21 protein-coding genes, 1 tRNA gene and 1 pseudogene are annotated in these 26,588 nt (G+C 65.9%); 15 read left to right on the plus strand and 8 right to left on the minus strand.

Annotated features, from left to right (window positions below; genetic code table 11):
• Positions 1 to 76: 76 nt before the first annotated feature.
• The 3 genes from HLH29_RS15880 to HLH29_RS15890 all read right to left on the minus strand — a co-directional run bounded on the left by HLH29_RS15880 (position 77) and on the right by HLH29_RS15890 (position 3,176).
• Positions 77 to 1,324 carry a TauD/TfdA family dioxygenase gene (locus HLH29_RS15880; protein ID WP_220791549.1) on the minus strand — a complete coding sequence of 416 codons (1,248 nt, stop codon included), beginning with the start codon at positions 1,322 to 1,324 and terminating at the stop codon, positions 77 to 79.
• The gene (locus HLH29_RS15885) at positions 1,321 to 1,887 is read right to left on the minus strand and encodes an HD domain-containing protein (protein ID WP_182968361.1); all 567 of its coding nucleotides are present in this window, start codon (positions 1,885 to 1,887) and stop codon (positions 1,321 to 1,323) included. Before HLH29_RS15885 ends, HLH29_RS15880 begins: the two co-directional genes overlap by 4 nt.
• Positions 1,888 to 2,033: 146 nt before the next feature.
• Positions 2,034 to 3,176: a TauD/TfdA family dioxygenase gene (locus tag HLH29_RS15890; RefSeq protein WP_182968362.1), complete on the minus strand. Its 1,143-nt coding sequence runs from the start codon at positions 3,174 to 3,176 to the stop codon at positions 2,034 to 2,036.
• Between the two features lie 115 nt (positions 3,177 to 3,291).
• On the opposite strand from HLH29_RS15890, the gene HLH29_RS15895 reads away from it, so the two are divergent.
• From HLH29_RS15895 to HLH29_RS19935, 3 genes and pseudogenes are all read left to right on the plus strand, one after another.
• A complete protein-coding gene (locus tag HLH29_RS15895; RefSeq protein ID WP_182968363.1) occupies positions 3,292 to 4,296 on the plus strand; it encodes a GlxA family transcriptional regulator in 1,005 nt (334 codons plus the stop codon).
• Positions 4,297 to 4,850: 554 nt separating this feature from the next.
• A protein-coding gene (locus HLH29_RS15900; RefSeq protein WP_182968364.1) for an IS3 family transposase occupies positions 4,851 to 5,998 on the plus strand; the annotation gives its coding sequence in 2 pieces (ribosomal slippage) (positions 4,851 to 5,112 and positions 5,112 to 5,998; 1,149 coding nt in all).
• Positions 5,999 to 6,002: 4 nt separating this feature from the next.
• Positions 6,003 to 6,191: pseudogene (locus HLH29_RS19935) on the plus strand (tyrosine-type recombinase/integrase); the annotation flags it as partial.
• A gap of 132 nt (positions 6,192 to 6,323) precedes the next feature.
• Here the strand turns inward: HLH29_RS19935 and HLH29_RS15910 are convergent.
• Together HLH29_RS15910 and HLH29_RS15915 are read right to left on the minus strand one after the other, a co-directional pair.
• A tRNA-Arg gene (locus HLH29_RS15910) sits at positions 6,324 to 6,400 on the minus strand.
• A gap of 52 nt (positions 6,401 to 6,452) precedes the next feature.
• On the minus strand, positions 6,453 to 7,535 hold the full coding sequence (locus HLH29_RS15915) for an alpha/beta fold hydrolase (protein WP_182968365.1): 1,083 nt from the start codon (positions 7,533 to 7,535) through the stop codon (positions 6,453 to 6,455).
• Between the two features lie 58 nt (positions 7,536 to 7,593).
• Here HLH29_RS15915 and HLH29_RS15920 point away from each other — a divergent pair, with 58 nt between their 5' ends.
• From HLH29_RS15920 to HLH29_RS15960, 9 genes are all read left to right on the plus strand, one after another.
• Complete coding sequence (locus HLH29_RS15920; protein WP_182968366.1) at positions 7,594 to 7,824, plus strand: zinc-finger domain-containing protein; 231 nt, start codon at positions 7,594 to 7,596, stop codon at positions 7,822 to 7,824.
• A gap of 11 nt (positions 7,825 to 7,835) precedes the next feature.
• Positions 7,836 to 10,658, plus strand: a complete 2,823-nt coding sequence (gene polA, locus HLH29_RS15925) for a DNA polymerase I (protein ID WP_182968367.1) — start codon at positions 7,836 to 7,838, stop codon at positions 10,656 to 10,658.
• A complete protein-coding gene (locus HLH29_RS15930) occupies positions 10,658 to 11,269 on the plus strand; it encodes an SCO family protein (protein WP_182968368.1) in 612 nt (203 codons plus the stop codon). The genes polA and HLH29_RS15930 overlap by 1 nt, the downstream gene beginning before the upstream one ends.
• Positions 11,270 to 11,488: 219 nt before the next feature.
• On the plus strand, positions 11,489 to 13,168 hold the full coding sequence (locus HLH29_RS15935) for an ABC transporter substrate-binding protein (protein ID WP_408871984.1): 1,680 nt from the start codon (positions 11,489 to 11,491) through the stop codon (positions 13,166 to 13,168).
• Entirely contained in the window at positions 13,165 to 14,859 is a 1,695-nt protein-coding gene (locus tag HLH29_RS15940) for an ABC transporter substrate-binding protein (RefSeq protein ID WP_182968370.1), read from the plus strand. Before HLH29_RS15935 ends, HLH29_RS15940 begins: the two co-directional genes overlap by 4 nt.
• 289 nt (positions 14,860 to 15,148) lie before the next feature.
• Positions 15,149 to 16,174 (plus strand): ABC transporter permease, encoded by a 1,026-nt coding sequence (locus HLH29_RS15945; protein WP_182968371.1) that lies wholly within the window; start codon positions 15,149 to 15,151, stop codon positions 16,172 to 16,174.
• Positions 16,174 to 17,148: an ABC transporter permease gene (locus tag HLH29_RS15950; protein WP_182968372.1), complete on the plus strand. Its 975-nt coding sequence runs from the start codon at positions 16,174 to 16,176 to the stop codon at positions 17,146 to 17,148. The genes HLH29_RS15945 and HLH29_RS15950 overlap by 1 nt, the downstream gene beginning before the upstream one ends.
• On the plus strand, positions 17,138 to 18,148 hold the full coding sequence (locus HLH29_RS15955; RefSeq protein WP_182968373.1) for an ABC transporter ATP-binding protein: 1,011 nt from the start codon (positions 17,138 to 17,140) through the stop codon (positions 18,146 to 18,148). Before HLH29_RS15950 ends, HLH29_RS15955 begins: the two co-directional genes overlap by 11 nt.
• Entirely contained in the window at positions 18,145 to 19,140 is a 996-nt protein-coding gene (locus HLH29_RS15960; protein ID WP_182968374.1) for an ABC transporter ATP-binding protein, read from the plus strand. Before HLH29_RS15955 ends, HLH29_RS15960 begins: the two co-directional genes overlap by 4 nt.
• A gap of 17 nt (positions 19,141 to 19,157) precedes the next feature.
• Here HLH29_RS15960 and HLH29_RS15965 read toward each other — a convergent pair whose 3' ends face one another.
• Entirely contained in the window at positions 19,158 to 19,943 is a 786-nt protein-coding gene (locus HLH29_RS15965; RefSeq protein ID WP_182968375.1) for a LytTR family DNA-binding domain-containing protein, read from the minus strand.
• A 250-nt stretch (positions 19,944 to 20,193) separates the two neighbouring features.
• On the opposite strand from HLH29_RS15965, the gene HLH29_RS15970 reads away from it, so the two are divergent.
• The gene (locus HLH29_RS15970; RefSeq protein ID WP_220791550.1) at positions 20,194 to 21,060 is read left to right on the plus strand and encodes an alpha/beta hydrolase family protein; all 867 of its coding nucleotides are present in this window, start codon (positions 20,194 to 20,196) and stop codon (positions 21,058 to 21,060) included.
• 28 nt (positions 21,061 to 21,088) lie between these two features.
• Here HLH29_RS15970 and HLH29_RS15975 read toward each other — a convergent pair whose 3' ends face one another.
• Positions 21,089 to 21,484 carry a DUF5367 family protein gene (locus HLH29_RS15975; RefSeq protein WP_246374317.1) on the minus strand — a complete coding sequence of 132 codons (396 nt, stop codon included), beginning with the start codon at positions 21,482 to 21,484 and terminating at the stop codon, positions 21,089 to 21,091.
• 90 nt (positions 21,485 to 21,574) lie between these two features.
• On the opposite strand from HLH29_RS15975, the gene HLH29_RS15980 reads away from it, so the two are divergent.
• On the plus strand, positions 21,575 to 22,156 hold the full coding sequence (locus HLH29_RS15980; protein WP_182968377.1) for a TetR/AcrR family transcriptional regulator: 582 nt from the start codon (positions 21,575 to 21,577) through the stop codon (positions 22,154 to 22,156).
• A 19-nt stretch (positions 22,157 to 22,175) separates the two neighbouring features.
• On the opposite strand, the gene HLH29_RS15985 is transcribed toward HLH29_RS15980, so the two are convergent.
• The gene (locus tag HLH29_RS15985; RefSeq protein WP_182968378.1) at positions 22,176 to 25,088 is read right to left on the minus strand and encodes a ligand-binding sensor domain-containing diguanylate cyclase; all 2,913 of its coding nucleotides are present in this window, start codon (positions 25,086 to 25,088) and stop codon (positions 22,176 to 22,178) included.
• 162 nt (positions 25,089 to 25,250) lie between these two features.
• On the opposite strand from HLH29_RS15985, the gene HLH29_RS15990 reads away from it, so the two are divergent.
• Positions 25,251 to 26,318 (plus strand): alpha/beta hydrolase, encoded by a 1,068-nt coding sequence (locus tag HLH29_RS15990; RefSeq protein WP_182968379.1) that lies wholly within the window; start codon positions 25,251 to 25,253, stop codon positions 26,316 to 26,318.
• Positions 26,319 to 26,588 lie beyond the last annotated feature (270 nt).

A 26,588-nucleotide genomic window follows, 5' to 3' on the forward strand; every position in this document is an offset into this window, starting at 1 on the left:
CAGCACGGCGGCCAGTTCCCACGGACGTAGCGCCGTGCGTGACAGGAGGGCACGGTGGGGGCGATCCGTGATGGTGCTATCCTGTCTGGCGTGAGAGGATGCGGATGCGCGAGCGGACCTCGTCGCGATCGACATACACGCCCTGCAGATGGCGTGCGCCGCTGCGCGGATCGAAGGCACGTCGTGCATGCATCATCCGGCGATTGTCGAACACCCACATGTCGCCCGGTGTCAGCCGTCGTTCGATACGGAAGCGTGCATCGCGCGTCATGGCCTGGAATTGGCGCAGGGCGGCATAGAGGGCGGGCATCTGCTCGGTGGGTGCGTCGATCGGTCCGCGCAGGAAATTGGCGAAGCGAATCTCGCTCACCGCGCCTTCGGTATCCAGCGCGATCAGTGGCGCGGACCAGCGGTAATCGGTGCGGTCGTCGCGGTTCCAACTGGGCAGCGGCATCGTGGTGAGCATCGCGAAATGTGCCGGATAATCCGCACGCATCGCCTGGGCGATGGCGAAGCCATCGACGAAGATGCTCTCGCCGCCGGTGGCGTCGTTCACCAGGCAATGCAGGAATTGATAGCCCGGCTGCAATTCGCGGGTCGGCAGGTCGGTATGCGGCGGCAGGTTGACGGCGGTATAGGCCGCACTGTCAGGCGTGGGTTTCGAGCGGACATCGAAGACACGGCCGAAATTGGTCTCCCGTACATGGGAAATGCGCTCGGCGGGACCGAGCAGAGCGTTCGGTTCGGTTGGAACATCGCGGACCAGCGTCAGCCCGGAATCGCGCAACGCGACGAGCCAGTCCAGCAGCCCGGCCGGATCGGTCATGATCTGGTCATGGGTGAAAACTCCCAGCCCATCGGCATGCTCCGCGCCCCAGATGAAGAGCTTGGGTGTCTGCGCCCGACGCTCGGCGCGGGAGGCGGGGTCCGTGGCGTGGGCGCGCAGCCAGCCGGCGGGATAGGCGCTCGCATGGCCGTCCGACCACTCGACCTGCAGGGTCTGGCCTTCCGCCGGATCGCTGACGACGCTGTGGGCCGGCATGTCGGAGATGCGTACGGCGGCGGCGGCCAGCGTGTCAGGCGCATCAACGATCTCGAAAACCTGTTCTCGGGTCAGGGGAAGAACGCATTCGTTGCATGGACAATTGTCACGCAGGAAAAACGGGTTGAACTGCGTCCGGCGGCGGTCATCCCAGACCAGCGTGACCGCCCCATCCGTCGTTTCAGCGTCGGTCAGGGTGCGTTCGGTGCGGAATGGACGCCAATCGACGACGATGGGAACAGAATCCGTCATGGTGGGGGACAATGTGAGGGTGATCGTCATGGGCGGAGTCTCGTCTTGGTCTGTGGCCCCCAGGCGGGACGGGTGAAGATGGCGTCAAGGGCGGGCATGAAGGCGTCGATCGGCATCGTGTCGTAATCGGGATCGAACGCTTTCTGATCCCAGTGATCGGTGAACAGCGCGGTACGCGCGAAGGCCGGATGCCCGCGATAGGCGTCGCGGGCATGGCGGTCGCCCCCGAAATATTGTGCGTAGAAATAGCCCTGGAATTCTTCGTGATGATGCACCAACCACGCGTTTTCGGGCGAGACATAAGGCGCGATCATGGTGGCGGCGAATGGGCCGTGATTGGTTGGTGCCAGCACGTCGCCGATATCGTGGATCAGCGCGCAGACCACGGTTTCCTCGTCGGCCTGGGCACGAAAGGCGCGGGTTGCGGTTTGCAGGCTATGTTCATATCGATCGACTGGATAGCCCAGGTCCAGATGCTTCAGGGCCTGTAGCGCGGCGACGATTTCGCCGACCAGTCCTTGCTGGAAACGTTCAAATTTTTCGCCGATCGGTTTCCAGTCCTCGGCGGTGGCCTCGTCGAAACTGCGGAACATCCTTGTCTCCTGGCTTGGAGTTTTCTCTTCTTTTTCTGAAGAAAAGGCAGAGAAACGATTTTCGTTTGTTTATATATCGGAATGATATGGTGCAAAGGCTCCTGAACGGATAAAAGTTTCCTGGTGCTTTTTAAAAAGAGTGCCGTCTATTCATTCAATCCGGCCCGCCGGCTGAACACGATGTCACGATCCATGTAGCATTGCCGCATATGCCGGCTGCCGGTTTCCAGGCGATATCCGGCCCGACCGTGCAGCAGGCGGTAATTGTCCATCATCAGCAATTCGCCGGGTGCCAGCTTGAAGCGCAGGGTCAGCGGCGATTCCGGACGGATCAGCGTCCAGAGAGCGCGGCGTGCCCGGTAGTACCGGTCCAGCCGGACGGCGGGCAGGGCGTAGATCATTTCCGTGCGGTTCGAATAACGCACTTGGCGGACCCGGCCCGACCGGTCGCAGGCGATCAGCGGCGCGTGATGCTCCAATAGCGTGTTGTCGTCTCGGTAGCGGAACAGGATGTCCGTTGTCGCCAGCGTTTCGAAGGCGTCGGGATCGGTGACCCGCAGATGTTCGGCAGCCTGGAACCCGTCGACCAGCGTCGATTCCCCGCCAGTCGCATCGTTCGTCAGACAATGCAGGAGGATATAGCCGGGCGTCGGATTGCGATAGGGATTGTCGCTATGGGGCTCCAGATGCCGGGGGGTCATCGTCAGATCGTAGGCATTGGCGATGGCGCGCACATCGGCCAGGCCGCCCCAATTGGTGGTGCGGATTGGACCGATCAGGCGAGCGAAGTCCAGCGCCCCGTCCATGGTTGCCGGCACGTTGCGCACGATGGCGAAACCGTGACGTGCCAGATGCGTCAGGAACAGGGCCAGAGGTGGATTGGCCCGCATTCCTGTGACGTTGCAGGCCTGCATGGCTTGGAAGTCGACCGGTTCCGGCGGGACGAAACCGCCGTCCCACAAGACGGGTGTAATGTCCGGACTGGGCGGGAAGAGCGCATCTTGGCAGCGATCCGGCAGACGGGTTTCGAACCCGTCGGAAAAGCGCAATATGCCATCCGGCGTGGCCGACAACAGGGCAAGGTCTGTGGGCAGATCGGCGGCCTCGATCAGGCGCTGTCCGGTCACGGGATCGAGGACGCGCGGATCGGGCAGCCGCTCGCGCAGCCAGAGCGGATGGAGCAGCCGCGATCGACCGTCGGACAGCGTAACCCGCAGCCCGCCGGCATCGGCGCGGAAGCACGTACCAGCATCGGAGACGGGAAAAGCGATGGCGCTGTCGGCGGACATGGCGTTGAGCCCCAGATCATTATGGAATCAGACTATATTGACGCACACCGAGTATGGTGCCTGAATTCGACATTCTGATGATCATTTTCGCCATGTTCGGGGTGAAGGAGGGGCGATGCGGGCCGAGGAAGATGCCTTCTGGCGGCAGCGCTGGAAACATGCCGGCGCACATGTGGGGTTTTTGCTGCTGCCGCATTTTTCGATGCTGGAACTGTCCTGCGCGATCGATCTGTTGCGTATTGCCCGGCGTCTGGGCAGCCGGGATTATCGCTGGACGCTGCTGTCGGCCGATGGCGCGCGGGTGACGGCATCGAATGGAATCGCACTCGATGTCGCGGCTGGACTGCGCGACGGGGTGGTGCCGGATATCCTGTTCGCCATGGCGAGCTACGAACCGCTCCAGGCCGTGACGCCGGCGATTGAACACGGGCTGCGGCGCATGGCGCGACATGGCGTGCTGCTGGGGGCGGTGGATACCGGGGTGTTCGTGCTTGCCCGTGCAGGCCTGCTGGCCGGACGCAGCGTGACGCTGCATTGGGAATCCCAGGCGGCCTTCATCGAGTCTTTCCCCGATATTTCCGTCACCTCGGGATTATATGTCTTCGATCGCGACCGGCTGACTGGGGCGGGAGGGGCTGCGGTGATCGACATGATGCTGTTCTTCATCGCGTTGCAGCATGACGACGATCTGGCCCGGGCAGTGGCCGAGCAGATCGTGCATCCGCCGATGCGTGCTGGCGAGGCGGCGCAGCGCCTTTCGGTTGCCGGCCGCTATGCCCTGCGCGACCAGCGGATCGCACGGGCGGTGACGCTGATGGAGGTGCATGTCGAGCATCCGCTGACGATGGAGGGACTCGCCAGGGCGGTCGGCCTCTCGCAACGGCAGTTCGAACGTCTATGTCACATGCATCTTGGCCGTTCGGGCAAGAGCTTCTATCTGACGTTACGCTTGGAACGCGCGCGCCAGATGCTGACGGATAGCGGGCTGGACGTGGCTGGCGCCGCGCTGGCCACGGGCTTTGAAAATGCCGCACATTTCTCGCGCCTGTTTCGACGGGTGTTCGGTGTTACGCCCACACAGCTTCGCGCCACGGGGATGCGAATCGACCCAAAATGGTAACGCTAAAGCACGTTTTGGATCGTGGTTGATGACATCAGGACAATGTAGCGGGACAGGGCCCGGCGGGCCGGCCCGGTCGTTCACGCGGCATCCGGTAAGGCATTGCCGCGTGCGGCGGACTGGGCGGTGAACCAAGCGGGCGGAGGGGATCTGGCGGTGCAAAGGACTCAAGGTTCGTCAGGGATAGCGTAGACACGGTCGGATCTGGCTTATCTATGAAAATTTGGTCGCTTCGTGCGACGAAGGAGCGTTGAGCCGGGGTAGCCACCTCGGATCAACGAGAAGGGGACGGGTCGGGATATGACAGGCCATGATGGGCCGTGTCATACCAACTTGGGAAGAGATTGACTCTGTTTTGGATTCCATTGGGAACCGAACTCTGATTCGATAGAGGTGGTTTTGGCTCGGATTGGAGCGATGGGATAGGTAGGGCGGTCAGGATCACGCGAGTGGATCATACGGCGTCGGACCTCAGGGCGTCGTCGTCGAGATGGCCTGCTGCTGGTTTCGTGGACACGAAGATAAGATCGTGACGAAGGAACTGGAGAGTGGGTATGACGAGACGGAAGTTCAGCCGTGAGTTCAAGATCGAGGCTGTAAGACTGGTGACGGATCGGGGTGTAGCGGTGGCGCAGGCTGGGCGGGACCTCGACGTTGCGGAGAGCGTGTTGCGGCGGTGGATACGGGAACTGACCGCCACCCCAACTGCAGCGTTTCCCGGGAATGGGCAGATGCGGGCCGATCTGGCCGAGATTGCAGCCCTGAAGAAAGAGGTCGCCCGGCTCCGGGCGGAGCGTGACATCCTGAAGAAAGCGGCAGCTTTTTTCGCGCGCGAGGCAATGTGAAGTTCGCTTTCATTGCCAGACACCGCCACATCTGGCCAGTCAGTTGGCTTTGCGAGGTGCTGGAGGTCTCGCGTTCTGGCTTCCACGCCTGGCTCAACCGCCCGATCAGTATCCCCGCGATCCACGACGCCAAGCTTGTTACGGCGATCGAGACGAGTTTCAGGACCAGCGACCGAACCTATGGCGCGCGCCGCGTCTGGCGCGATGTTCTTGAGGAAGGACTTGCCTGCGGGCTTCACCGGATCGAACGGCTGATGCGGCTCAATGCCTTGAGGGCGCGGCCCAGACGCCGTGGAAAACCCAAGGACGATGGTGAACGATCGATCATTGCTGACAATATCCTGGATCGGGATTTTCAGGCCGATCGGCCAAATCAGAAATGGCTGGCCGACTTCACCTACATCTGGACTGCCGAAGGATGGCTCTACGTTGCCGTCGTGCTGGACTTGTTTTCACGGTGTGCGGTCGGTTGGTCCATGAAGGCCGACCGCGATGCATCATTGGTGATGGATGCGCTGATGATGGCGATCTGGCGAAGGGGAAAGACCGACGCGTTGCTCCACCATTCGGACCAGGGATCGCAATATACGAGTGAACAGTTCCAGCAGCTCCTGGCTGACAACGGGATCACCTGCTCGATGAGCCGGGCGGGGAATGTCTGGGACAATTCGGCGATGGAGAGCTTCTTCTCATCGCTGAAAACCGAACGGACCGCCCGTAAAGTCTATCGCACCCGAGATGAAGCACGGGCCGACGTCTTCGACTACATCGAACGCTTCTACAACCCGCGCAGACGGCATTCAAAATTGGGATACATGAGCCCCATGGAGTTCGAAGCCCGCGCTATGCTAGCTTAACCTGCTGTCCACGAAACCAGCAGCAGGCCATTGTAATGTTTTCGTTGCTTGGTGCGCTCAGGCGGGACTGCCGAAAGCGTGCAGCCCCCACGGACTGCGCAAAGCGGCAGCGCGCCGCTTGGCCGAAGCCGGATGCACTACCCATCAGATCGCCGCCATCACAGGGCATCGGACACTGGCTGAAATCGACCGCTACACGCGGGCCGTCGAGCAGGTGCGCCTGGCAAAAACTGCAATGTCAATGCTGGGCGAAAGTGTCAAACCTTCTGGGAAAAGTGTCAAACCTGATAATACAGGATTGAAAGACAACGATTTTCCCAAGGAATGGCGGACTCGAAAGGATTCGAACCTTCGACCTTCGCCTTCGGAGGGCGACGCTCTATCCAGCTGAGCTACGAGTCCAGTGACGCCTCCATACCTCGAACCGTTTCGGGGCGCCAGCCCTGTCGGGCAATTATTTGCCGGGCAGGTTGTCCAATGGGGCCAGGATGGGGGGTGGGGTGTCGCTGCCATCCGGGGAGAGGGCTTGCCACACGGCGGCGGTGACATCGCCGCCCGAGGGCAGGGGGCGGTTGGGGTCGGTGATCCATTGCGCGATGTCGGCGATCGTGGCCTGCCGGCTGCGGCCGCGCAGCAGCAGGTGATAGCCCGGCGGGATGTAGTCGCGCCGCACGTCGGCGGGCAGGTGGCGCCACAGGGTGGCCATGGCGGACGGGGGGACGAGCTGGTCGTGGCCGCCATAGATCACCAGGGCGGGGCCCCGCAGATGGGGGGCGGCGTCGGCGGCCTGGCGCATCAGGGCGGCCAGGCCGGCGACGGCTTGCATGCGGGTGGCATGCAGGGTCAGCGGGTCGAAATAGAGGCGGCGCATTGCCGTCATGTCGTCGCCAGCCACGACATGGACTGGCAGTTCGTGGCCTGTCAGGCGCCAGTCGGGCGCTGTGGCGGCCAGCAGGCGCAGCACGGTTTCGGGGCCGACGCCCAGTTTCCAGACCGCGGGGGCCAGCAGGATGGTGCCGGCGACCGGCGGCGCGTCGGGGCGGGCCATCAGGCAGGTGACGACCGCGCCGCCCATGCTCTCGCCCAGCAGATAGAGCGGCACGCCGGGGTGGCGGCGGGCGATCAGCAGCGCTTCATCGCGCGCATCGGTGACCATGCGGTCCGTGCCGGCCCACAAGCCGCGATCTTTCATGCCGCCGAAGCCGCGCAGGTCGGGGGCGTAGAGGGTGATGCCCTGGGCGGCGAGCGTGGGGGCGGCGAATTCCCACGCGTCGCGGCTGTCGTCGAATCCATGCAGTGCCAGCATGACGGCCCGGACCTGCCCGCGTGCGGGCCAGATTCGGGTGGGGACCCCGGTGCCGTCGGGCAGGCGCAGGATCGTGTCGGGTGGCACCAGACGGCCATCCGCCGCCCAGGCGGCGGGCGGATGGGGTGGTGGCGGGTCCTGCATCGTGCATCCGGCCAGCAGCAGGAGCGGGGCCAGATAGCGCAGGCGTGACAGGCGGAGGTTTGAAAGCACGGTGATCCTGCGTATCATCCCCCATCCATCCTGACCACCGGCCGACAGGGCCATCATCACGAGGCGGAGCGAACATATGCAGGTCCAGACCCTTCCGGCCCAATCCGGCGATCCGGTCCCCCATCCGCGCCTCGGCCATGTCGAGACGGTGATCGTGCAGTCGCGGGTCCTGTCCTGCGATGGCGGGCTGGGGGCGCTGGGCCATCCGCGCGTATGGCTGCGCATCGCAGGCCACCAGACCTTCTGCCCCTATTGCTCGCGCCTGTTCGTGCTGAGCCCCGATGCCGGGGAAGACACCGCGCACTGATCAGACCTCCCATGTCCAGCGACGCCCCGATTCACCTGATCCTCGTTGACGGATCGGGGTTCATCTTCCGTGCCTTCCATGCCCTGCCGCCGATGACTGCGCCCGACGGGACGCCGGTCAACGCCGTCTTCGGCTTTACCAACATGCTGGCGCGCCTGTTGCGCGACCATGTGGGCACGCATCTGGCGGTCATTTTCGATGCGGGGCGGCTGACCTTCCGCAACGAACTCTATGACCAGTACAAGGCCCACCGGCCCGAGCCGCCCGAGGATCTGCGCCCGCAATTCGCCCTGGTGCGCGACGCCACCTCGGCCTTCGGGGTGCCGGGGATCGAGGAAGCGGGATGGGAGGCCGACGATCTGATTGCGGCCTATGCCCGCCGCGTGACCGATGCGGGTGGGCGCTGCACCATCGTCTCGTCCGACAAGGACCTGATGCAGCTGATCCGCCCGGGCGTGGAGATGCAGGACCCGATCCGCCAGAAGCCCATCGGGCCGGCCGAGGTCGAGGCGAAATTCGGCGTCACGCCCGACAAGGTGATCGACGTGCAGGCGCTGATCGGCGATTCGGTGGACAATGTGCCGGGCGTGCCGGGGATCGGGCCCAAGACGGCATCGGCGCTGATCGCGGAATACGGGTCGCTGGATGCGATCCTGGAGGCCGCCCCGGCGATGAAGGCGTCGAAGCGGCGCGACAATCTGATCGAGCATGCGGAACGCGCGCGGCTGTCGCGCGAACTGGTGACGCTGCGCGAGGACGCGCCGTGCCCCCTGCCGCTGGAGGAGCTGGTCTGCCGCGCGCCGGATGAGGCGCAGTTGGGCGCCTGGCTGACGCGGATGGGCTTCCGCTCGCTGGTGCATCGGATGGGGCTGAAGGAAACGGCGGCGGCGGTCGGTGTGGCCAGCCATGCCCCGTCTCCGGCCGTTGCCCGTGCGGACGCGGCGCCGGCCGAGGCGCCGGTGGCGCCTGATCGCGCGGCTTTCGGCCCCTATGAGACCGTGCGCACCGCCGAGGCGCTGGAGGCATGGGTTGCGGAGGCGCGGCGTGTCGGATTCTGCGCCGTCGATACCGAGACTGACGGGCTGGACCCGCTGCATGCCGGGCTGGTCGGGATTTCGCTGGCGGTGGCGCCGGGGCGGTCCTGCTATATTCCGCTGGCCCATGAGGGCGCGCCGGCACAGGCGCAGCTTCTGCCCGAGGAGGGGGTGGAAGAGGACCCCGTTGGCCTCCAGATGCCGGTGGCCGCCGTGCTGGAGATCCTGGGGCCGCTGTTTATCGACCCGTCGGTGCTGAAGATTTTCCAGAACGCCAAATTCGACCTGCTGGTACTGACCCGTGCCGGGGCGCCGCAGCCGACGCCGATCGACGACACCATGTTGATTTCCTATGCCCAGTATGCCGGGCGGCATGGGCAGGGCATGGACGAATTGTCGCGGCTGTATCTGGGCCATACGCCGATTTCCTATGACGAGGTGACGGGCACCGGGCGCAACCGCATTCCGTTCGCGCGGGTCGATGTGGCGCGGGCCACGGCCTATGCGGCCGAGGATACGGACGTGACGCTGCGGCTGTGGCTGGTGCTGCATCCGACCCTGCGGTCCAACCGGGCGCTGGCGCTGTATGAGGAGCTGGAGCGGCCGCTGGTGGCCGTGCTGGCCGACATGGAGCGGGCCGGAATCGCGGTCGATGTCACCGAATTGCGGCGCCTGTCGGCCGATTTCGCGGCGCGCATGGGCGAGATGGAGGTGGAGATCCACCGTCTGGCCGGGCGGTCGTTCAATGTCGGCTCGCCCAAGCAATTGGGCGAGATCCTGTTCGACGAAATGGGGCTGGCCGGCGGCAAGCGGATGAAATCGGGCGCCTGGGGCACTGATTCCTCCGTATTGCAGGATCTGGCGGACCAGGGGCATGAGCTGCCGGGGCGCATTCTCGCCTGGCGGCAGCTGGCCAAGCTGAAATCGACCTATGCCGACGCGCTGGTGGGCCAGGCCGATCCGGGGACGGAACGGGTGCATACCTCGTTCCAGATGGCCATCACCTCGACCGGCCGCCTGTCGTCCAACGAGCCGAATCTGCAGAATATCCCCATCCGTACCGAGGAAGGGGGGCGCATCCGCCGCGCCTTTGTCGCGGCGCCGGGCTATGTGCTGCTGTCGGCGGATTATTCGCAGATCGAATTGCGGCTGCTGGCCCATGTGGCGAACATTCCCGCCCTGCGCGAGGCCTTTGCGCTGGGGCAGGATATTCATGCCCGCACGGCGTCCGAAGTGTTCGGCCTGCCGATCGAGGGCATGGACCCGCTGACGCGCCGGCGGGCCAAGGCGATCAATTTCGGCATCATCTACGGTATCAGCGCCTTCGGGCTGGGGCGGCAGCTTGGCATCCCGCCGGGCGAGGCGCGGTCGTATATCGATGCCTATTTCGCCCGCTATCCGGAAATCCGCGACTATATGGACCGGATGAAGGAAGAGGCGAAGGCGAACGGTTACGTCACCACCCCGTTCGGCCGGCGCTGCTGGGTGCCGGGCATCGGCGACCGCAATGCGGCCCGGCGGTCCTATGCCGAGCGGCAGGCGATCAACGCGCCGTTGCAGGGCGGGGCGGCCGACATCATCAAGCGCGCGATGGTACGCCTGCCGCATGCGCTGGCCGATGCCGGGCTTGACGGACGGCTGCTGCTTCAGGTCCATGACGAACTTGTGTTCGAGGTACGGCAGGGCCAGGAGGGCGACCTGTCGGCACTCGTGAAACAGGTGATGGAATCCGCCGCCGATCTGTCGGTGAAGCTGGTGGTGGAGACCGGGACCGGAACGAACTGGGCGGACGCACATTGATGCAGGAACGGGACAAGCGCCGGTTGGCGATCGGGGCGGTCATCGCCGTGCTTTCGGCCGCGGGGGGCTATGCGGGCTATTGGGCGATGGATCGCGCGGGGCCGCTGCTGTCTACCCACGGCAACGAGATCGGCGGGTCGTTCCGGCTGGTCAGCGCGGCCGAGGGCGAGGTGTCGGACAGTAATTTCCGGGGCCGCTGGATGCTGGTCTATTTCGGCTACACGCACTGCCCCGATGAGCAATGCGGCGCGACGCTGCGGGCGATGGCGGGCGCGATGGACCTGCTGGGGCCGCGCCACCGGTTTGTGGCGCCGCTGTTCATCTCGCTGGACCCGATGCGTGACACCGCCGAGGCGATGCGGGCCTATACGCTGCGGTTCGGGCCGCGCATCTTCGCCATGACCGGTGCGCCGACCATGCTCAAGGCCGTCACGGCCGAATATCATACGCCCTATGTGCGCCATGAGGGCAAGGATGGCGATTACAGCATGGAGCCGTCGCCGCGCATCGTCATCATGTCGCCCGAAGGGCGTTATGCCGGGACGATCCAGTCCGATGCTTCGGCCCAGGAGATGGCCGATCGTCTGAACGGTCTCATGGCGGCGCAATAGGTGGGGGGGCGCCGGCTCAGAGCCTGTCTGGAAAGCCGCGCTGGCGGCGATCCGACGCGCGTTTCCTGTGCTTCGGTGCTCACGGCCCACAAGGCCGCTCCGCTCCGATGCTCGGAAACACACGCCGGGCGCGCCCCTGCGGGCCGCTCTCGCTCCCCAGCGCGGCTTTCCAGACAGGCTCTGAGCCGGCCTCTTCTGCTTGCCGGAGTATTGGCGGCGCTGGCGGCTGTGCCCGGCTACGCTGCCCGCGCGCAGGATTCCGCGCCGCCGGGGAGTGCCCGGCCGGTGGGGGACGGGCAGACGCTGGGCAGCCCGCATCGCGGGGGCACGCTGCGGCTGACGGCATCGTCCTCGGGCGGGACGCTGGACCCGCAGATCAATTATACTTCGGAATATGCCCAGCTTTTCACGGTCCTGTATGACGGGCTGCTGAATTTCCGCAAGGCGGACGACCGCACCAGCGACGAGGTGGTGCCCGACCTGGCCGAAACCGTGCCGCAGCCCGAGGATGGCGGGCGGACCTGGCGCTTCACCCTGCGGCAGGGGGTGCGGTTCTCGACCGGGCAGGAGGTCACGGTGGCGGATGTCGCGGCCTCGATCCGGCGGCTGTTCCGGGTCGGCAGCCCCACGGCGGGGTCGTTCTACGGTGCCATTGTCGGCGCGGATATCTGCCTGCGCGATCCGGCGCACTGCACGCTGGCGGGCGGGCTGAAGGTCGATCCGGCGACGCGGGAAGTGGTCTTCCATCTGAGCCAGCCGGATGCCGAATTCCCGCAGAAACTGGCCTTTCCGCATGCCTCGATCCTGCCGGCGAACATGCCGGATCATGATCTGGGCAATGTGCCGGCGCCGACCACGGGGCCGTACCGGTTCATCAGCTACGATCCGGACCGGGGGGCGGTGCTGGAGCGCAATCCGTTCTTCCATGTCTGGAGCGCCGATGCGCAGCCCGACGGCTATGCCGATCATATCCGCTACGATTTCGGCCTGCCGGACGAGGCGGCGGTGACGGCGGTGGAAAACGGGCAGTATGACTGGATGTTCGACATGAAGCCGCTGGACCGGCTGGGCGAACTGGGCGCGCGCCATACCAGACAGGTCCATCTCCGGTCGCTCTACGGCTTCTATTACGTGCCGATGAACGTGAATATTCCGCCTTTCAACAACCGCATGGCGCGGCAGGCGGTGAACCGGGCGCTGGATCGGCGCGCGATGACCATTCTGTATGGCGGGGCCGCCGTGGCGGGGCCGCTCTGCACCATGGTGCCGCCGGGCATTTCCGGCGCGCTGGACGAATGTGCCCATACGGTCGGGGCGGACCCGGACCACCCGGCGCCGTCATGGCGAGAGGCGGATCTGGAGGGCGCGCGCCGGCTGGTGACCGCCAGTGGTACCGCCGGGCAGAAGGTGACGGTGGTGGTGCAGAACACCGCCGTCGAGATGAGCATGGGGGTATGGCTGCGCAACATGCTGCAGGCCATCGGTTATGACGCCAGCGTCAAGCCATTGGCCCATTCGGTGCAGCTTGGATACATCCAGAACACGTCGAACCATGTGCAGATCAGCCTGAGTGACTGGTTTGCGGATTACCCGTCGGCCTCCAACTTTCTGGACGATCTGTTCGGGTGCGAGAATTTTCATCCCGGTACCGACAATTCGATCAACATCGCCGGCTATTGCAACAAGGAAGCCCAGGCGGCGATGGATGCGGCCAAGCAGGAGACCGATCCGGCGCGGGCGGCGGAACTCTGGGCGCAGGCGGGGCGGATCATCACCCGCGACTCTCCGGCGGCGCCGGCCATTCGCATCAATTATATCGATCTGGTATCGTCACGGCTGGGGAATTATTTCTATACGGACCTGTATCACATGATCTTCTCGCAGGTTTGGATTCAGTGAGGGGAGTTGCGGCGCGCCTGCTGGGTGTTCTGCCTGTTCTCTTGCTGGGCATGGCCGGTGGCGCGGCGCATGGCATGGATGACGGAGCGCTGATGGCGGCGCATCGCGGTGGCACGCTGCGGCTGACGGCGGCGTCCTCCGGCGGGTCGGTCGATCCGCAGATTGCGTATGAGCAGCAGAATCTGCAGATCGGGGCCCCGGTCTATGACGGGCTGATGGCGTTTCCCAAGAGCGGGCGCGGCGATGCGGTGCGGCCGGTGCCCGACCTGGCCGACGGCATGCCCGAGATCCGCGATGGCGGCCGTACCTATGTCTTTCGCCTGCGGCAGGGCATCCGCTTTTCCGACGGGCACGTACTGGGTGTCGAGGATGTCGTGGCGACCATGCGCCGGATCTTTCGCGTCAACAGTCCCGCGGCGGGGCCGTATTTCAGCAATCTGGTCGGGGCGGCTCCGTGTCTTGCCGGGCAGGGGCGGTGCGACCTGTCGAATGGCGTGGTGACCGATGCGGCCGCGGGGACGGTGACCTTTCACCTGGCGCGGCCGGATACGGATTTCCTGTACAAGCTCGCCTTTCCGCAGGCCGCGATCGTGCCGGCGGGGACGCCCGACCATGACACGGGCAATGTCGCCCCGCCGGGGACCGGTCCCTATCGCATCACCTTCTACGATCCGGACCGGGTGATGCGGTTGGAACGTAATCCGTATTTCCGGGTGTGGGATGGGCTGGCGCAGCCCGATGGCTTCCCCGACCGGATCGTCTACAGTTTCGGCCTGGACGAGGAAGCCGAAGTGACGGCGGTGGAAAACGGCCAGTATGACTGGATGCTCGACATGCCGCCGCGCGACCGGCTGGGCGAGTTGGGCGACCGGTATGTGCCGCGCGTCCATCTGTCGGACATGCTCGTGGTCTGGTACATGGAGATGAATGTGCGCCTGGCGCCGTTCGATGTGCCCGAGGTGCGGCGGGCACTGAATGATGCGGTGGATCGTCATGCCATGGTCCTGCATGAAGGCGGTCCGGCGCTGGCCTATCCGGCGTGCGACATGATTCCGCGCGGCATCCCGAGCCATGATCCGGAATGTGCCTATGGGCGTGGGGCGTCGGTGGCGCATCCGGCGCCGTCCTGGCAGGGGGTGGACATGGCGCGGGCCCGCGCGCTGGTGGCCGCCAGCGGAACGGCGGGGCAGGATGTGACGATCGTGACCATGAACACGTCCATGGGGCGAGTACTGGGCCAGGCGGTGCGCGAGACGCTGGCGGAACTGGGCTACCACGCCATCGTGCGGCCGATCACGCCGGTGGTCGAGTTTTCCTATTTGCAGAATACGTCGAACGCGGTGCAGATCGGCTTTACCGGGTGGCAGGCCGATTACCCGGCGCCGGGGGCGTTTCTGCACACGTTGTTCGCCTGCGACAGTTTTCATCCTTCGTCCGATAATTCGCTGAACATGTCGGGCTTCTGCGATCCGGCGATCGACCGGCTGATGGACGATGCCGCGGCGGCGCAGCAGGGCGACCCGGTGCGGGCCGATGCCATGTGGCAGCAGGCCGATGCCGCCATCATGGCGCAGGCGCCGGTGGTGCCGCTGGTGCAGACCCGCCGGCTGGATCTGGTCTCGGCGCGGGTGGGGCATGTGCTGTCCAGCGCCTATTACATGGTGCTGCTCGCGCAGCTCTGGGTCCATTGAGCGCCTGTCCGGGAATGTGCGCTGGTGGCGGTCCGACGGGCGTTCCCTGTGCTCCGGTGCTCACGGCCATCAAGGCCGCTCCGCTCCGGTGCTCGAAAACACACGCCGGGCGTAGCCCTGTCGGGCTACTCCCGCTCACCAGCCCCCATTCCCGGACAGGCTTTCAGAGTTTTTCGGGAATGGGCGCTGGTGGCGGTCCGACGGGCGTTTTCTGTGCTCCGGTGCTCGCGGCCATCCGCTCTCGCTCACCAGCGCGCATTTCCAAACAGGCTGTGAGAAGGCTTTCCCCATGACAGCGCCGACCGCATCGTCGTCCCTCTCCGCGCCCCGGCCTGCCGGGCCGTGGCGCCGCGCCGGGCGGCGGCTGGCGCGCGACCGTGCGGCGATGGTGGCGCTGGCGGTGCTGCTGGCGGTGACGGCGGCATGTCTGCTGGCGCCGGTCTATGCGCGCGATGTGGCGCATACCGATCCGTTCACTTCCAACGTCGCGGGGTCGGTGACGATCGACGGGCGCAGTGTCGACATCATGCAGCCCAATGACAATCCGCTGCATCTGGGCCTGTCGCCCATCGGCCCGACCTGGCATGCCTCGGCCGACCTGCTGGGAGCGGACAGCCAGGGGCGCGACCTGGCGGCGCGGCTGCTATATGGCGGGCGGACGTCGCTGTTGATTTCCTTCTGTGCCGCCGCGCTGTGCATCGTGCTTGCGGCCATCGTGGGCATCGTCGCGGGTTATGCCGGGGGGATCGTCGATGCGGTGCTGTCGCGCATCATGGACATCATGTGGGCGGTGCCGGTCTATCTGTTCGCGATCTCGCTTTCCATCGTCACCGTCAGCCAGGGATTGAAGCTGGGGCCGGTTGCCATCGCCAGCGACAATCTGCTGATCCCCATCTGCATCATCGCGCTGGTCTATGTGCCCTATGCGGCGCGGCCGGTGCGCGGGCGGGTGATGTCGCTGCGGCGGGCGGAATTTGTCACCGCCGCGCGGGCGCTGGGGGTGCCGGGCTATCGCATCGTGCTGCGCGATATCCTGCCCAATGTCACCGGGACGCTGGTGGTGCTGGCGCCGCTGATGATGGCGCTGGCGATGATGGCGGAATCCGCCCTGTCGTTCCTCTCGATCGGCGTGCAGGCGCCGGGGGCGTCGTGGGGCACGATCATCGAGGATGGCGAGGGGCTGATCTATACGCGCCCGATGGTGGCCATCGCGCCGGGGCTTGCGATCGTCATCGTGGTGCTGGCGCTGAATGTGCTGGGGGACGGCATGCGCGACGCGCTGGATGTGCGCGACAGCGGACGGGAGCGCGCGTGATGGTGATGGCGGTTCTGCGGCGTCTGGGGCAGACGCTGTTCGTGCTGGTCGGGATTTCGGTCCTGGTGTTCCTGGTCTTCTTCGCCACGCCGGGCGCAGACCCGACGGCGCGCATCGCCGGGCGCAATGCCTCGTCTGAGACGATGGCGCGGGTGCGTGTGGAATATGGGTTCGACCGGCCCTTGCCGGTGCAATATGCGCGGATGATGGAAAAGCTGTTCGTCACGCGGGATCTGACATCCTACGTCAATCGCGGGCAGAAAGTGGTGCCGGAGATCCTGGAGGCTGCGCCGGTCACGGTGTCGCTGGTCTCGGGCGCTGCCGTGATCTGGGTTGTGCTGTCGGTGGCCATGGGCGTGATCGCGGCGGCGCTGCGCGGCAGTTGGGTGGATCGCGGCCTGATGATGCTGGGGCTGGTGGGGATTTCGATCCCGGTCTTCTGGCTGGGGCAGGTGGTGAATCTGGTGACGCAGAGCCGCTATCACGAGAGCTGGCTGTTTTCCTGGGTGCCGGGGCTGGGCTACGTGCCGCTGACCGAGGACCCGCTGGGCTGGTTCCGCGCGCTCGCGCTGCCGTGGCTGACGCTGGCGGTGCTGTTCGTGGGCATCTACAGCCGCGTATTACGCGCCGATCTGGTGGCGGTGCAGAGCGAGGATTTCATGCGCACCGCGCGTGCCAAGGGCCTGTCGCCGGCGCGGGTGCTGCTGGTGCATGGGCTGCGCACGTCGATGATCACCTTTGTCTCATTGTTCGGGCTGGATTTTGCGCAACTGGTCGGCGGCGGTGCGCTGCTGACCGAGGTCGTGTTCGGTTTGCAGGGGGTGGGGCGGTTGACCTATCAGGCGCTGTCGAACCTGGACCTGCCGCTGATCATGGCCACGGTGATGTATTCGGCGGTGTTCGTCGTGATCGCCAATGCCGTGGTCGATATGCTGTATCTCCTCTTGGACCCCCGGGTGCGCGATGGACGCTGACATGCTGCTGGTGGTGCGCGACCTGACGGTGGCGCTGCCGATCGGCGGGCGGCTGGTGCCGATCGTCGAATCCGTATCCTTTACGCTGGGGGCACGGGAAATCCTGGGCATTGTGGGCGAGTCGGGGTCGGGCAAGAGCATGACCTCGCTGGCGATCATGGGGCTGATCGACGTGCCGGGCGCGCGCGTCAGCGGGTCGGTGCGTTTTCGCGGGCGTGAACTGGTGGGGCTGGCGCCACGGGCCTATCGCGCGCTGCGCGGGCGTGAGATCGCGATGATCTTCCAGGACCCGATGACCGCCTTTACCCCGGTCTATACGGTCGGGCGGCAGATCGACGAGCAGATCCGCGTGCATCAGAAGATATCGCGGGCCGATGCCCGGTCGCGCACCGTGCGCCTGCTGGGTGACATGGGCGTGCCGGACCCGGAACGGGTGGCGGGGCGCTATCCGCACCAACTTTCCGGCGGCCTGCGTCAGCGGGCGATGATCGCGATGGCGCTGTCCTGCAATCCGGCCCTGCTGATCGCCGACGAGCCGACGACTGCGCTGGATGTGACGGTGCAGGCGCAGATCCTGGATCTGTTGCGCGGGTTGCGCCGGGAATACGGGTCCTCGGTGCTGCTGATTACCCATGACATGGGCGTGGTAGCCGAGACCTGTGACCGGACGCTGGTGCTGTATAGCGGGCTGGTTGCCGAGCGCGGGCCGACCGGGGCGCTGTTCGCGCAGCCGGGACACCCGTACACGGCGGCGCTGCTGGATTCGATCCCGCCGCTGCATGGCCCGCGCCCGGCGCGTCTGCCGTCCATTCCCGGCAGCCCGCCGGTTCCCGCCGAGCGCCCGGCCGGCTGCCCCTTCGCGCCACGCTGTGCCTATGCCCATGAGGCCTGCGCCGTGCGGCCGGCGTTGGTCGCCAGTGGGGTGCAGGATATTGCCTGTGTGCTGCCGGCGGAGGGGCGCCCGCTGCCGCCGCGTTTCGTTGCGGAGATGAGCGCATGACCCGTCTGCCGGTCGATTCTCCCGCTCCGCTGATTGCGGCGCAGGATTTACGCATGACCTATCGGGTCGGGCGCGGGCAGGTGCTGCGGGCGCTGGACGGCGTGTCGCTTTCCGTACAGCGCGGCGAGGTGCTGGGGCTGGTGGGCGAGTCCGGCTGCGGCAAATCGACGCTCGGCCGCTGCCTGCTGCGGCTGGTCCAGCCGAGTGGAGGGCGTGTCGTCTTCGACGGTACCGACATCACCACCCTGCCGGAAAGACGCCTGCGCCCGCTGCGGCAGGAGATGCAGATGGTGTTTCAGGATTCCTACGCCGCGTTGAACCCGCGCCGGCGGGTCGGCGACCTGGTGGCCGAGCCGTTGCGCGTGCATCCCGCCCCCGGTGGCGGCTGGCGCAGCCGGGCGGATATCGCGGCCCGGCTGGCGGAACTGATGGATCTGGTGGGCCTGCCGCAGGCGGCGCTGGCGCGCTATCCGCACGAATTTTCCGGTGGTCAGCGGCAGCGCATCAACATTGCCCGCGCGCTGGCACTGTCACCCCGGCTGGTGGTGGCCGATGAGCCCGTGGCGGCGCTGGACGTGTCGATCCAGGCGCAGATCGTGAACCTGTTCATGGATCTGCGTGACCGGCTGGGGCTGACCTATGTGTTCGTCGCGCATGATCTGGCGGTGGTGCGGCAGATTTCGACCCGGGTTGCGGTGATGTATCTGGGCGCGATCGTCGAACTGGGCGAGGCCGACGCTGTGCTGCATCGCCCGGCCCACCCCTACACCGCCGCCCTGATCGCCGCCGTGCCGGAGCCGGTGGTGCGTACCGAAGGGCTGCCGCCGCCGTTGCGCGGCGACGTGCCCAGCCCGATTGCACCGCCGCCCGGCTGCCGGTTTCATACGAGATGCCCGGTGGCGCGCGACCGTTGCCGGGTCGATCCGCCGACGTTGCGGGGACTGCCGGATGGGCGTGAGGTGGCGTGTCATTATCCGTTGGTGGAAACGTAGCCGGGGCGAATGCTGGCTCAGTTCGGCTTGTCGGGGGCGGCCAGCCATTCTGCCGCCCGCAGGACCGAAACATTGGCCCGCGAGACTGGTGCCGTGACGCCGTTTGCCAATGTCAGCCGCATCGCGCGGGCTGGTCCATCGATCTGCCGGACGGCGTGCCGTGCCACCCACCAGGAGCGATGCACGCGCAGGCCAGTCAGGGGCGCGATAGCGTCGATCGCGCGGGTCATCGACATGAGATGCAGGGTCGATCCGGCATGCGTATGAACGCGCACATAGTGATCTTCCATCTGCAAGGCCAGGATTCCCGTGCCCAGGCTGGTTGTGCTGTCCTTGGAGGCCGGCGGTGGTTCGGTGTCGAGGCCGACGATCATTGGCCGGCGCAGGCGCGTGAATATGACGGCACCGCCCAGGGTTGATGGCAGACCGATTGCCAGTACCTGCGCGTACCATGCCGTCCAGCCGGGCAGGACGTGCCCGAGTGCCGGCCACAGCAGCAGCGCGCCGCCGCGGGTCAGAAAAGCCTGCGGCACGCTGGCGATGAGGACGAATCCCGCCAGTACGCACCAGAAGGCGCGGCCGCCCGGTGGCGCGATCCGGCGGGTGGCGATAATGGCGGCGGCATAGAGCGCGAGGCCCAGCCAGGTTGCCGCGACCCAGTAGACGATCCGGGACACGGTTCCATGATTGAGGTAACTGCCGAACGGGCCGAGTAGGCCGAGAAAGCCGCCCAGGGCACAGACCGCACACGCTGCCTGCGCGAGATGCGCTTTGGAAAGCGCCTTGGCCGTGATCGCGGTCATCTATGGATTTTCCTTCCTTTTTAATGGGAGCGAGCCCGTTTGCCCGGTCACGCAGCCCGTTCGCCCATTGACGAATGTCGGATGGCCCGGACGGCGGCAACCCGCTTTTCTGCCGCTCGTCTCCATTATTTCAATCGGATCGGCTATGATGTTCAACAGGTTCCTGATCGTTGCTTGTGCTGCCTTGTGCCTCCCGCTTCTGACATCTGCACGTGCCAGTTCACCCTCCGTCGGGTTTCAGTATGCGCGAATGGCGAACGGTACCGAAATCGGCATCTGGTATCCCGCCGTGGGGAAACCGGAACATCAGATACTTGGATTATATGTCCAGGATTGTGTTGTCGGGGCGCTGCCTGACGGGTCGGAGTATCCCCTGGTCGTGATGTCGCATGGTCATGGAGGGTCGTTCGCCGGCCATCTCGATACTGCGCAGGCTCTGGCGCGTGCCGGCTTCATCGTCGCGGCGCTGACGCATCCAGGGGACAATTGGCGGGACCAGGGTGCGGCGACCCGCATCGAGCAGCGTCCGGCGGCGTTGAGTGCGTTGATCACCTACATGCTGGAGACCTGGCCCTCGCGGCGCCGGATCGATGCGACGCGTATTGGCGCGTTCGGCTTTTCTTCCGGTGGATTCACGGTTCTTGCGGCGGCTGGGGGACGTCCCGACCTCGGCACGGTCGCGCCGCATTGCCGTGAGCATCCCGATTTCTTCGACTGCGGCCTGCTGCGTGCCCATCCGAGAGAACGGGTTGAGCATGCGTGGACCGGTCGTCAGGACGATCGGATCAAGGCGATTGTAGTGGCGGCCCCTGCGCTGGGTTTTGCGTTCGATCGGGCAGGGCTGGCACCCGTCACGATACCGGTGCAGCTTTGGAAGGCTGGCCGGGATGCGATTCTTCCCGCGCCTTATTACGCGGATGTCGTGCGGGACAATCTGCCGCAGGCGCCGGATTTCCATCTCGTGCCCGATGCCGGGCATTTCGATTTCCTCGCACCCTGCATTGCGGCGGCGATGTCCAACCCGATCTGTGCCAGTCTGGCCGGCTTCGACCGGGGCGCCTTTCATGCCCGGTTCAATGATGCGGTCGTCCGGTTCTTTCAAACCCGTCTTCGCTGAGAGGCCGGACGCCGCGTCGTGCGACGGGTCAGGCGCGCGCAGCGACCCGTTCGCGCCACAAGCCCAGCAGCAGGGCGCCCCAGGCGCTGATGCCGTAGCCCCAGAGCAGCCAGGCCGAGGCCAGGCGGCAGGTCTGGTCGTCGGCCGCGTAAAGCGTGGGGAACCAGCGCAGGGCGATGGCATCGTAGAGCATGGCGTCGGCCATGACGAACAGACAGCCGGAGAGGATCTGGTTGCCTTCCAGCCGTGCCAGGCGGCAAACAAGCCAGACGCTGAGCAGCGCGACCGGGATGCTGGTCACGAAGCCGATATTGCCGCGCATGCCATACAGGCTGCCGGGCAGGGTATGGACGAACAGGGTGGCCAGAGCCCAGAAGAGGAACGCCACGACGGAGCAGATGATGATCTGATTCAAGCGGAGCATTGCTATCTCACCTTCCATGAAGCGAGTGCTACACTAGCGCTGTGTAGCGGACGCTTCAATGCGAAATCGTATTCTTTCCGAGAGAATTTCATGAGTGATGATTCCGCGACCCCCGACCGGGCCGGGCGGCGCGACGTCCTGGCGGAGGCGGCGGCCGAACTGGTGCTGCGCGAGGGGCTGGGCACGATGGGCCTGCGCGGCCTGGCGCGGCGGCTGGGCACCAGCGACCGGATGCTGATCTATTATTTCGGCAGCAAGGATACGCTGGTGACTGGCGTGCTGGCGCGCATCGGCGAGAAACTGTCCGTGCTGCTTCAGGCCTACAGCGTGGGGCCGCCGGTTTCGCCGGGTGCATTCCTGGGCCAGGTGTTAGCGTTGGGGCGGGACCCGGTGGTGATGCCGTTCATGCGGGTGTGGACCGATGTGATCGCGCGGGCCGCCGCCGGTGAGGCGCCGTACGACATGGTTGCGAAGAAGGTGGTCGCCGACTGGACGGCCTGGATCGGCACCCGGCTGATCCCCGACCCGGATCGCCCCTGTCCGCCCGCCGCCCTGCTGTCGATCGTCGAAGGGGTGACCCTGCTGGAAATGGCCTGCCCGGGCAGCACAACAGAGGCGGGGCCTTGGCTGGCGGAGGCCCTGATGCGGGCGGACGGCCGGGCGGCGGGCTGAAAGACGGCGCGGACGCGCGTCAGGGGGCCTGGATCACCCGATTGCGTCCCTCGGCCTTGGCGCGATAGAGCGCCTTGTCGGCCCGTTCGATCAGGCTCTGCCAGGTCTCGTTCGCGCAGGCCAGGGCGATGCCGGCGCTGACCGTGACCACTAGGTCGGGCATGCCGACGGTGGCGGGCATCGCGCCCAGGGTGCGGCAAAGCGCCTGCATGTGCGGCAATGTCGCGCTCTTGCCCGTCAGCACGACCAGGAACTCCTCGCCGCCATAGCGGCCGGCCGCATCGCCCCCGCTCAGTCCCTGGCGCAGGCGGCTGCCGATTTCGGTCAGGACGTCGTCGCCGGTCAGGTGTCCCCATCGGTCATTGATCTGCTTGAAATGATCGACGTCGATCAGTCCCGCCATCAGCGGCGTGGTGGCCGGCAGATCGGCGAGGCTGGATTGCAGCAGGGACTGGATCGCCCCCCGGTTCAGCAATCCCGTCAGGCTGTCGAGGCGCGCCTGTTCGATCAGCGCCTGGTGGGCGGCCCGGATTTCCCGGGTCTGGCGGTCGACGATCGATTGCAGCTTCCGGCGCTGCTTGATCAGCAGCCCGACGCGGATGCGCCACGCCATGTAGCCGGCCAGCAGCAGGCAAACGGCCGCGAGGCCGCGGACGGCCCAGCCATCCCACCAGGGATGGGCCATGGTGATGCGGGCGGTCACGATCGCGGATTGCTGATGGCGGTCCGGATCGAAGGCCATCAGCATGAAGCGATGGGAGCCGGGCGGCACCGATGGATAGCGTACCGATCCGTCGGCGGTCTCGTTCCAGCTTTCGTCCGCGCCTTCCAGCCGGTAGCGGAACCGCAGGCGCGGCGCGTCGCGATAGTCCAGCGTGCCGAAGGTCACGCGCAGGGGCGCGCGGCTGAAGGCAGCCCCTTCGCCATAATAGGGATGCTGGCCGAGGGCCATGGCGGTGATGACCGGTTGCGGGGAGATATCGGTCAGCACCGTCTCCGGCCGGAGGAGATGCGACAGGCCCCGGCTGGTGCCGATCCAGATCGATCCGTCCGTGTCCTCCAGCAGGCTGTCCTGGTCCAGATCGTTGGAGACCAGTCCATCTGCCTCCGTGATCGTGATCCAGTGCTTTCCGTCGAAGACGTTCACGCCCCGATCCGAACCGGCCCAGACGCGGCCATGCCGGTCGATCAGGAGACTGTACAGCATGCTGTTGCCGATTGCGGCCGGGTCGTAGAACGTCAGATCCTCGACCCGGTCGCCATCATGCGTCAGCCGATAGAGGCCGCCCTGGCCGCCGATCCACAGGCGATGGTCGTCCTGCATGGCGATCACGTAGGGGGCGAAAGTCGCCAGCTTCCATTTGGGCAGCATGATTGTCGTGCTGCCGTCGGGATGCCGGACCACCAGCCGCCCCCTTTCGACCAGCCATGCCGTGCCGGCCGCGTCGATCAGCCCCGTGACATAGGAGCCATCCAGGCCGGGAACGGGCAGGGGCTCCTGATCGCGTCGGGCGGCGTCGGCCAGCCATGCCCCGTGATCCGACAGCAGCCATATGTCGTCGCCATGGCCGATCAGGATCTGGTTGACCCGCTTGATCGCATGGTCGCGCCGCCAGTCCGTCTGCGTGGCGTGGTGGGTCACGCCTTCCGGCCCGGCCTGCCAGATGCCGCCATGACGGTCGGCGGCAATGTGGAATCCGGCCTGGCTGATGGTGCGGACGACCGTATTGGTGCGGGTATCCAGTGCGCTGATGCCGGTGTCGGAAGCGATCCAGAGCGGGCCGCCGGGCTGACGGGCCATCTGCCACATGACGTCGCTCGCCAGGCCGTCGCGCCGGCTGAAGGTCTCGAAGGTCCCAAATCCGCCCGCGCGGGCCAGGCCGTATCCCATCCTGCCCATCCACAGGGCCCCCTGCTGGTCGAACAGCAAGGCTGTCAGCGGCGAATTGGAGAGTTCGCCATCCAGGGTGACGGTCTTCCAGGTTCCGCCGGTGCGGATAGCCAGTTCGTCGTTGTCGGCCTGTGTGATCAGCGCGCCCTGGGGGGACCAGGACATGGTCAGCAGATGCTGGTAGTTTTCGTATTGGCGGCCCGCGTGAGGGATCGTTTCGACATGCGGGGCCGCCGGGCCGTGTGGAACGACGACGAGTTCATGCAGGGTCCGCGCAAGCAATGTGCCGTCGCGGTCCTGGGTGATTGCTCCCAGCCCGCGAGGCTCCGCCAGGGACGGCAGGGATGGACAGTGCAGGTCGGGCCCGGATACGGCGCACAGGCGCCCGTCGCTGGTGCCGATCCACAGCGTGTCGCCATCTTCATGCAGGGCTGTCACATCGGTCAGCGGATCGCCCTGCATGCCCAGCGTGCTGGCCAGCAGGCTGATGCGTTCGTGGGCGCCCTCCTTGTGAATGAACAGCAGGTGGTCACGGTCGGTGACGACCAGGCCGCCACGCCACGGCATGATCCGGCGGTGGCTGTCATGCCCCAGCGGGCGCCCGCTGTCGACGGGCTGGAAGCGCAGCCGGTCGGGCGATGCGGCGGCGGCCAGATTGTGCGCGACATAGATCATGTCGGCATAGGTCAGGATCAGGTCTCCGTCGCCGGTCTGTGCGGCGGCGACCCCGACGCCGGCGGCCGGCAGGCCCTGTTCCGGGCCGAAGGGAACGAAACGCCTGCCGTCGAAAAAGAAAAATCCATGCTGGGTCGCCGCAACGATCTGGCCCGTCGGCAACTGCATCGCCGACATGACGGAAATATTCGTCAGGCCGCTTGCGGCATCGTACAGCGTGGTGGGGATCGTCTGACCGTGCGCGGATGGGGGCGCCCCCGCCAGAAATGCTGCGGTACAGGGCAGGAAGATCAGCCATGCGAGGATTTTTCGGCGGCGAAATAATGAATGGCGCGTCTTTCCCGGAGGCTCATGCGTGGTAAACAAATATTGCGATCCTGGGGGTAACGGTTCCGTATTGCCGCCGGAGAGTATGCAGGAAAAAAGGAGAGCAGGGCAATATTCGTAATTACAAAAACAACACTCTATTTTATCAGGCAAATTTCGGTATAGGGCTCATATGTCGGGATACGGCGCGGGATGCGGGCGATGATGGGGTGGCGGGCCGTTCTGCTGGTGGGGATGCTGGGATTGGCGATCGGGCTGGGGCCGCGCGTGCGGCCGTGGACCGGTGCGGTCAGTTTGCCGTCAATGCCCTCCGATCCTGCCACGCTCGAGGCTGAGATCGCGGCCGGCGAAGCGGCGGCCGGCCCGTTGCGACCCGGCACCGGGGCGCGGATCGTATGGGCCGATCCGGCGCACCCCGCGCGCACCGCCTGCGCCATCGTCTATCTGCATGGTTTCACCGCCAGCCAGGGGGAGGGGGCGCCGGTCCATACGGATCTCGCGCGCCTGTTCGGCTGCAACCTCTATCTGGCGCGGCTGCCGGGCCATGGGTTGCAGGCGCCGGACGCGATGCGTGGCCTGACGGGGGAGCGTCTGGCGCACGGGGCGGCGCGGGCGCTGGCGATCGGCGGCGCGATCGGCGAGAGGGTGGTGGTGATCGGCGCCTCCACCGGTGGCGCCCTGGCGCTGGATCTGGCGGCGCGCTTTCCGCATGCGCTGGCCGGCCTGGTCCTGTGGTCGCCGCTGGTGCGCGAGCGGGGGAACCAGCTGGACCCGCTGTTCTGGCCGTGGGGATTGCAGCTGATGTGGCTGTTCCACAATCACGGTCATGACGTGACGCATGCCGCCGCGCTGGGGCCGGTCTGGACGGGGGACGTGCATGTCGACGGTTATGTCGCGCTGGCCCAGCTGACGCGCGGGCGGATGGTCGAGTCGGTGTTTCGCCAGGTCACGGCGCCGGTCTTTCTGGGTTATTACGACCACGATCCGACGCATACCGACCTGACGGTCGAGGTGCCGGCGATGATGCGGATGTTCGGGCAATTCGGCACGCCGGTCGCCCTGCGGCGGCAGGTGGATTTTCCGCAGGCCGACAGCCATGTCATCGCCTCGCCGCTGCGCTCGCGCACTCCGGATGCCGTCTGCCGCGCCACGCGCGATTACCTGCATGATGTGCTGGGCCTGCCCTACGCGCCGGACGGCGATCCGACGGTGTGCGACAGGGTCCATCCGCTTGCGGGCTCATGGTCTGCCTCTGCATTGCAGGGGTGAATTCTGGGGCGGGGCAGTTCGCTAAAATATTGATTTGTCTAATGTTAAGAATCTGAAATCTGGAAAATTCCGGATTGTTGGCACTAGTCAGGAAGAAGACGAGGCGGATAAAATGCGGCAGGCACCGGGGCATGTGCGCCTCGGCTGTCGCATTCAAGGAAGTGAGACCGATGGCTGAATGTCCGACGAAATGTAAGATCAAGTCCCCCTGCGTGAAGGGAATCCTGGCCGTGGGTCTGGTTGCGGCGCTGGCCTTCGTGGTCAAGAAAG

This window comes from Gluconacetobacter tumulicola (assembly GCF_014174215.1).
Taxonomy (GTDB): Bacteria; Pseudomonadota; Alphaproteobacteria; order Acetobacterales; family Acetobacteraceae; genus Gluconacetobacter; species Gluconacetobacter tumulicola.

What these genes read in the sequence shown, in the direction of transcription:
- HLH29_RS15980 (WP_182968377.1), top strand. Translation starts at nt 21,575, where the DNA reads ATGAGTGATGATTCCGCGACCCCCGACCGGGCCGGGCGGCGCGACGTC.
- HLH29_RS15965 (WP_182968375.1), bottom strand. Translation starts at nt 19,943, where the DNA reads ATGACCGCGATCACGGCCAAGGCGCTTTCCAAAGCGCATCTCGCGCAG.
- HLH29_RS15930 (WP_182968368.1), top strand. Translation starts at nt 10,658, where the DNA reads ATGCAGGAACGGGACAAGCGCCGGTTGGCGATCGGGGCGGTCATCGCC.
- HLH29_RS15880 (WP_220791549.1), bottom strand. Translation starts at nt 1,324, where the DNA reads ATGACGATCACCCTCACATTGTCCCCCACCATGACGGATTCTGTTCCC.
- HLH29_RS15975 (WP_246374317.1), bottom strand. Translation starts at nt 21,484, where the DNA reads ATGCTCCGCTTGAATCAGATCATCATCTGCTCCGTCGTGGCGTTCCTC.
- HLH29_RS15990 (WP_182968379.1), top strand. Translation starts at nt 25,251, where the DNA reads ATGATGGGGTGGCGGGCCGTTCTGCTGGTGGGGATGCTGGGATTGGCG.
- HLH29_RS15950 (WP_182968372.1), top strand. Translation starts at nt 16,174, where the DNA reads ATGGTGATGGCGGTTCTGCGGCGTCTGGGGCAGACGCTGTTCGTGCTG.
- HLH29_RS15960 (WP_182968374.1), top strand. Translation starts at nt 18,145, where the DNA reads ATGACCCGTCTGCCGGTCGATTCTCCCGCTCCGCTGATTGCGGCGCAG.
- HLH29_RS15920 (WP_182968366.1), top strand. Translation starts at nt 7,594, where the DNA reads ATGCAGGTCCAGACCCTTCCGGCCCAATCCGGCGATCCGGTCCCCCAT.
- HLH29_RS15890 (WP_182968362.1), bottom strand. Translation starts at nt 3,176, where the DNA reads ATGTCCGCCGACAGCGCCATCGCTTTTCCCGTCTCCGATGCTGGTACG.
- HLH29_RS15895 (WP_182968363.1), top strand. Translation starts at nt 3,292, where the DNA reads ATGCGGGCCGAGGAAGATGCCTTCTGGCGGCAGCGCTGGAAACATGCC.
- HLH29_RS15955 (WP_182968373.1), top strand. Translation starts at nt 17,138, where the DNA reads ATGGACGCTGACATGCTGCTGGTGGTGCGCGACCTGACGGTGGCGCTG.
- polA (WP_182968367.1), top strand. Translation starts at nt 7,836, where the DNA reads ATGTCCAGCGACGCCCCGATTCACCTGATCCTCGTTGACGGATCGGGG.
- HLH29_RS15915 (WP_182968365.1), bottom strand. Translation starts at nt 7,535, where the DNA reads ATGATACGCAGGATCACCGTGCTTTCAAACCTCCGCCTGTCACGCCTG.
- HLH29_RS15885 (WP_182968361.1), bottom strand. Translation starts at nt 1,887, where the DNA reads ATGTTCCGCAGTTTCGACGAGGCCACCGCCGAGGACTGGAAACCGATC.
- HLH29_RS15970 (WP_220791550.1), top strand. Translation starts at nt 20,194, where the DNA reads ATGGCGAACGGTACCGAAATCGGCATCTGGTATCCCGCCGTGGGGAAA.
- HLH29_RS15945 (WP_182968371.1), top strand. Translation starts at nt 15,149, where the DNA reads ATGACAGCGCCGACCGCATCGTCGTCCCTCTCCGCGCCCCGGCCTGCC.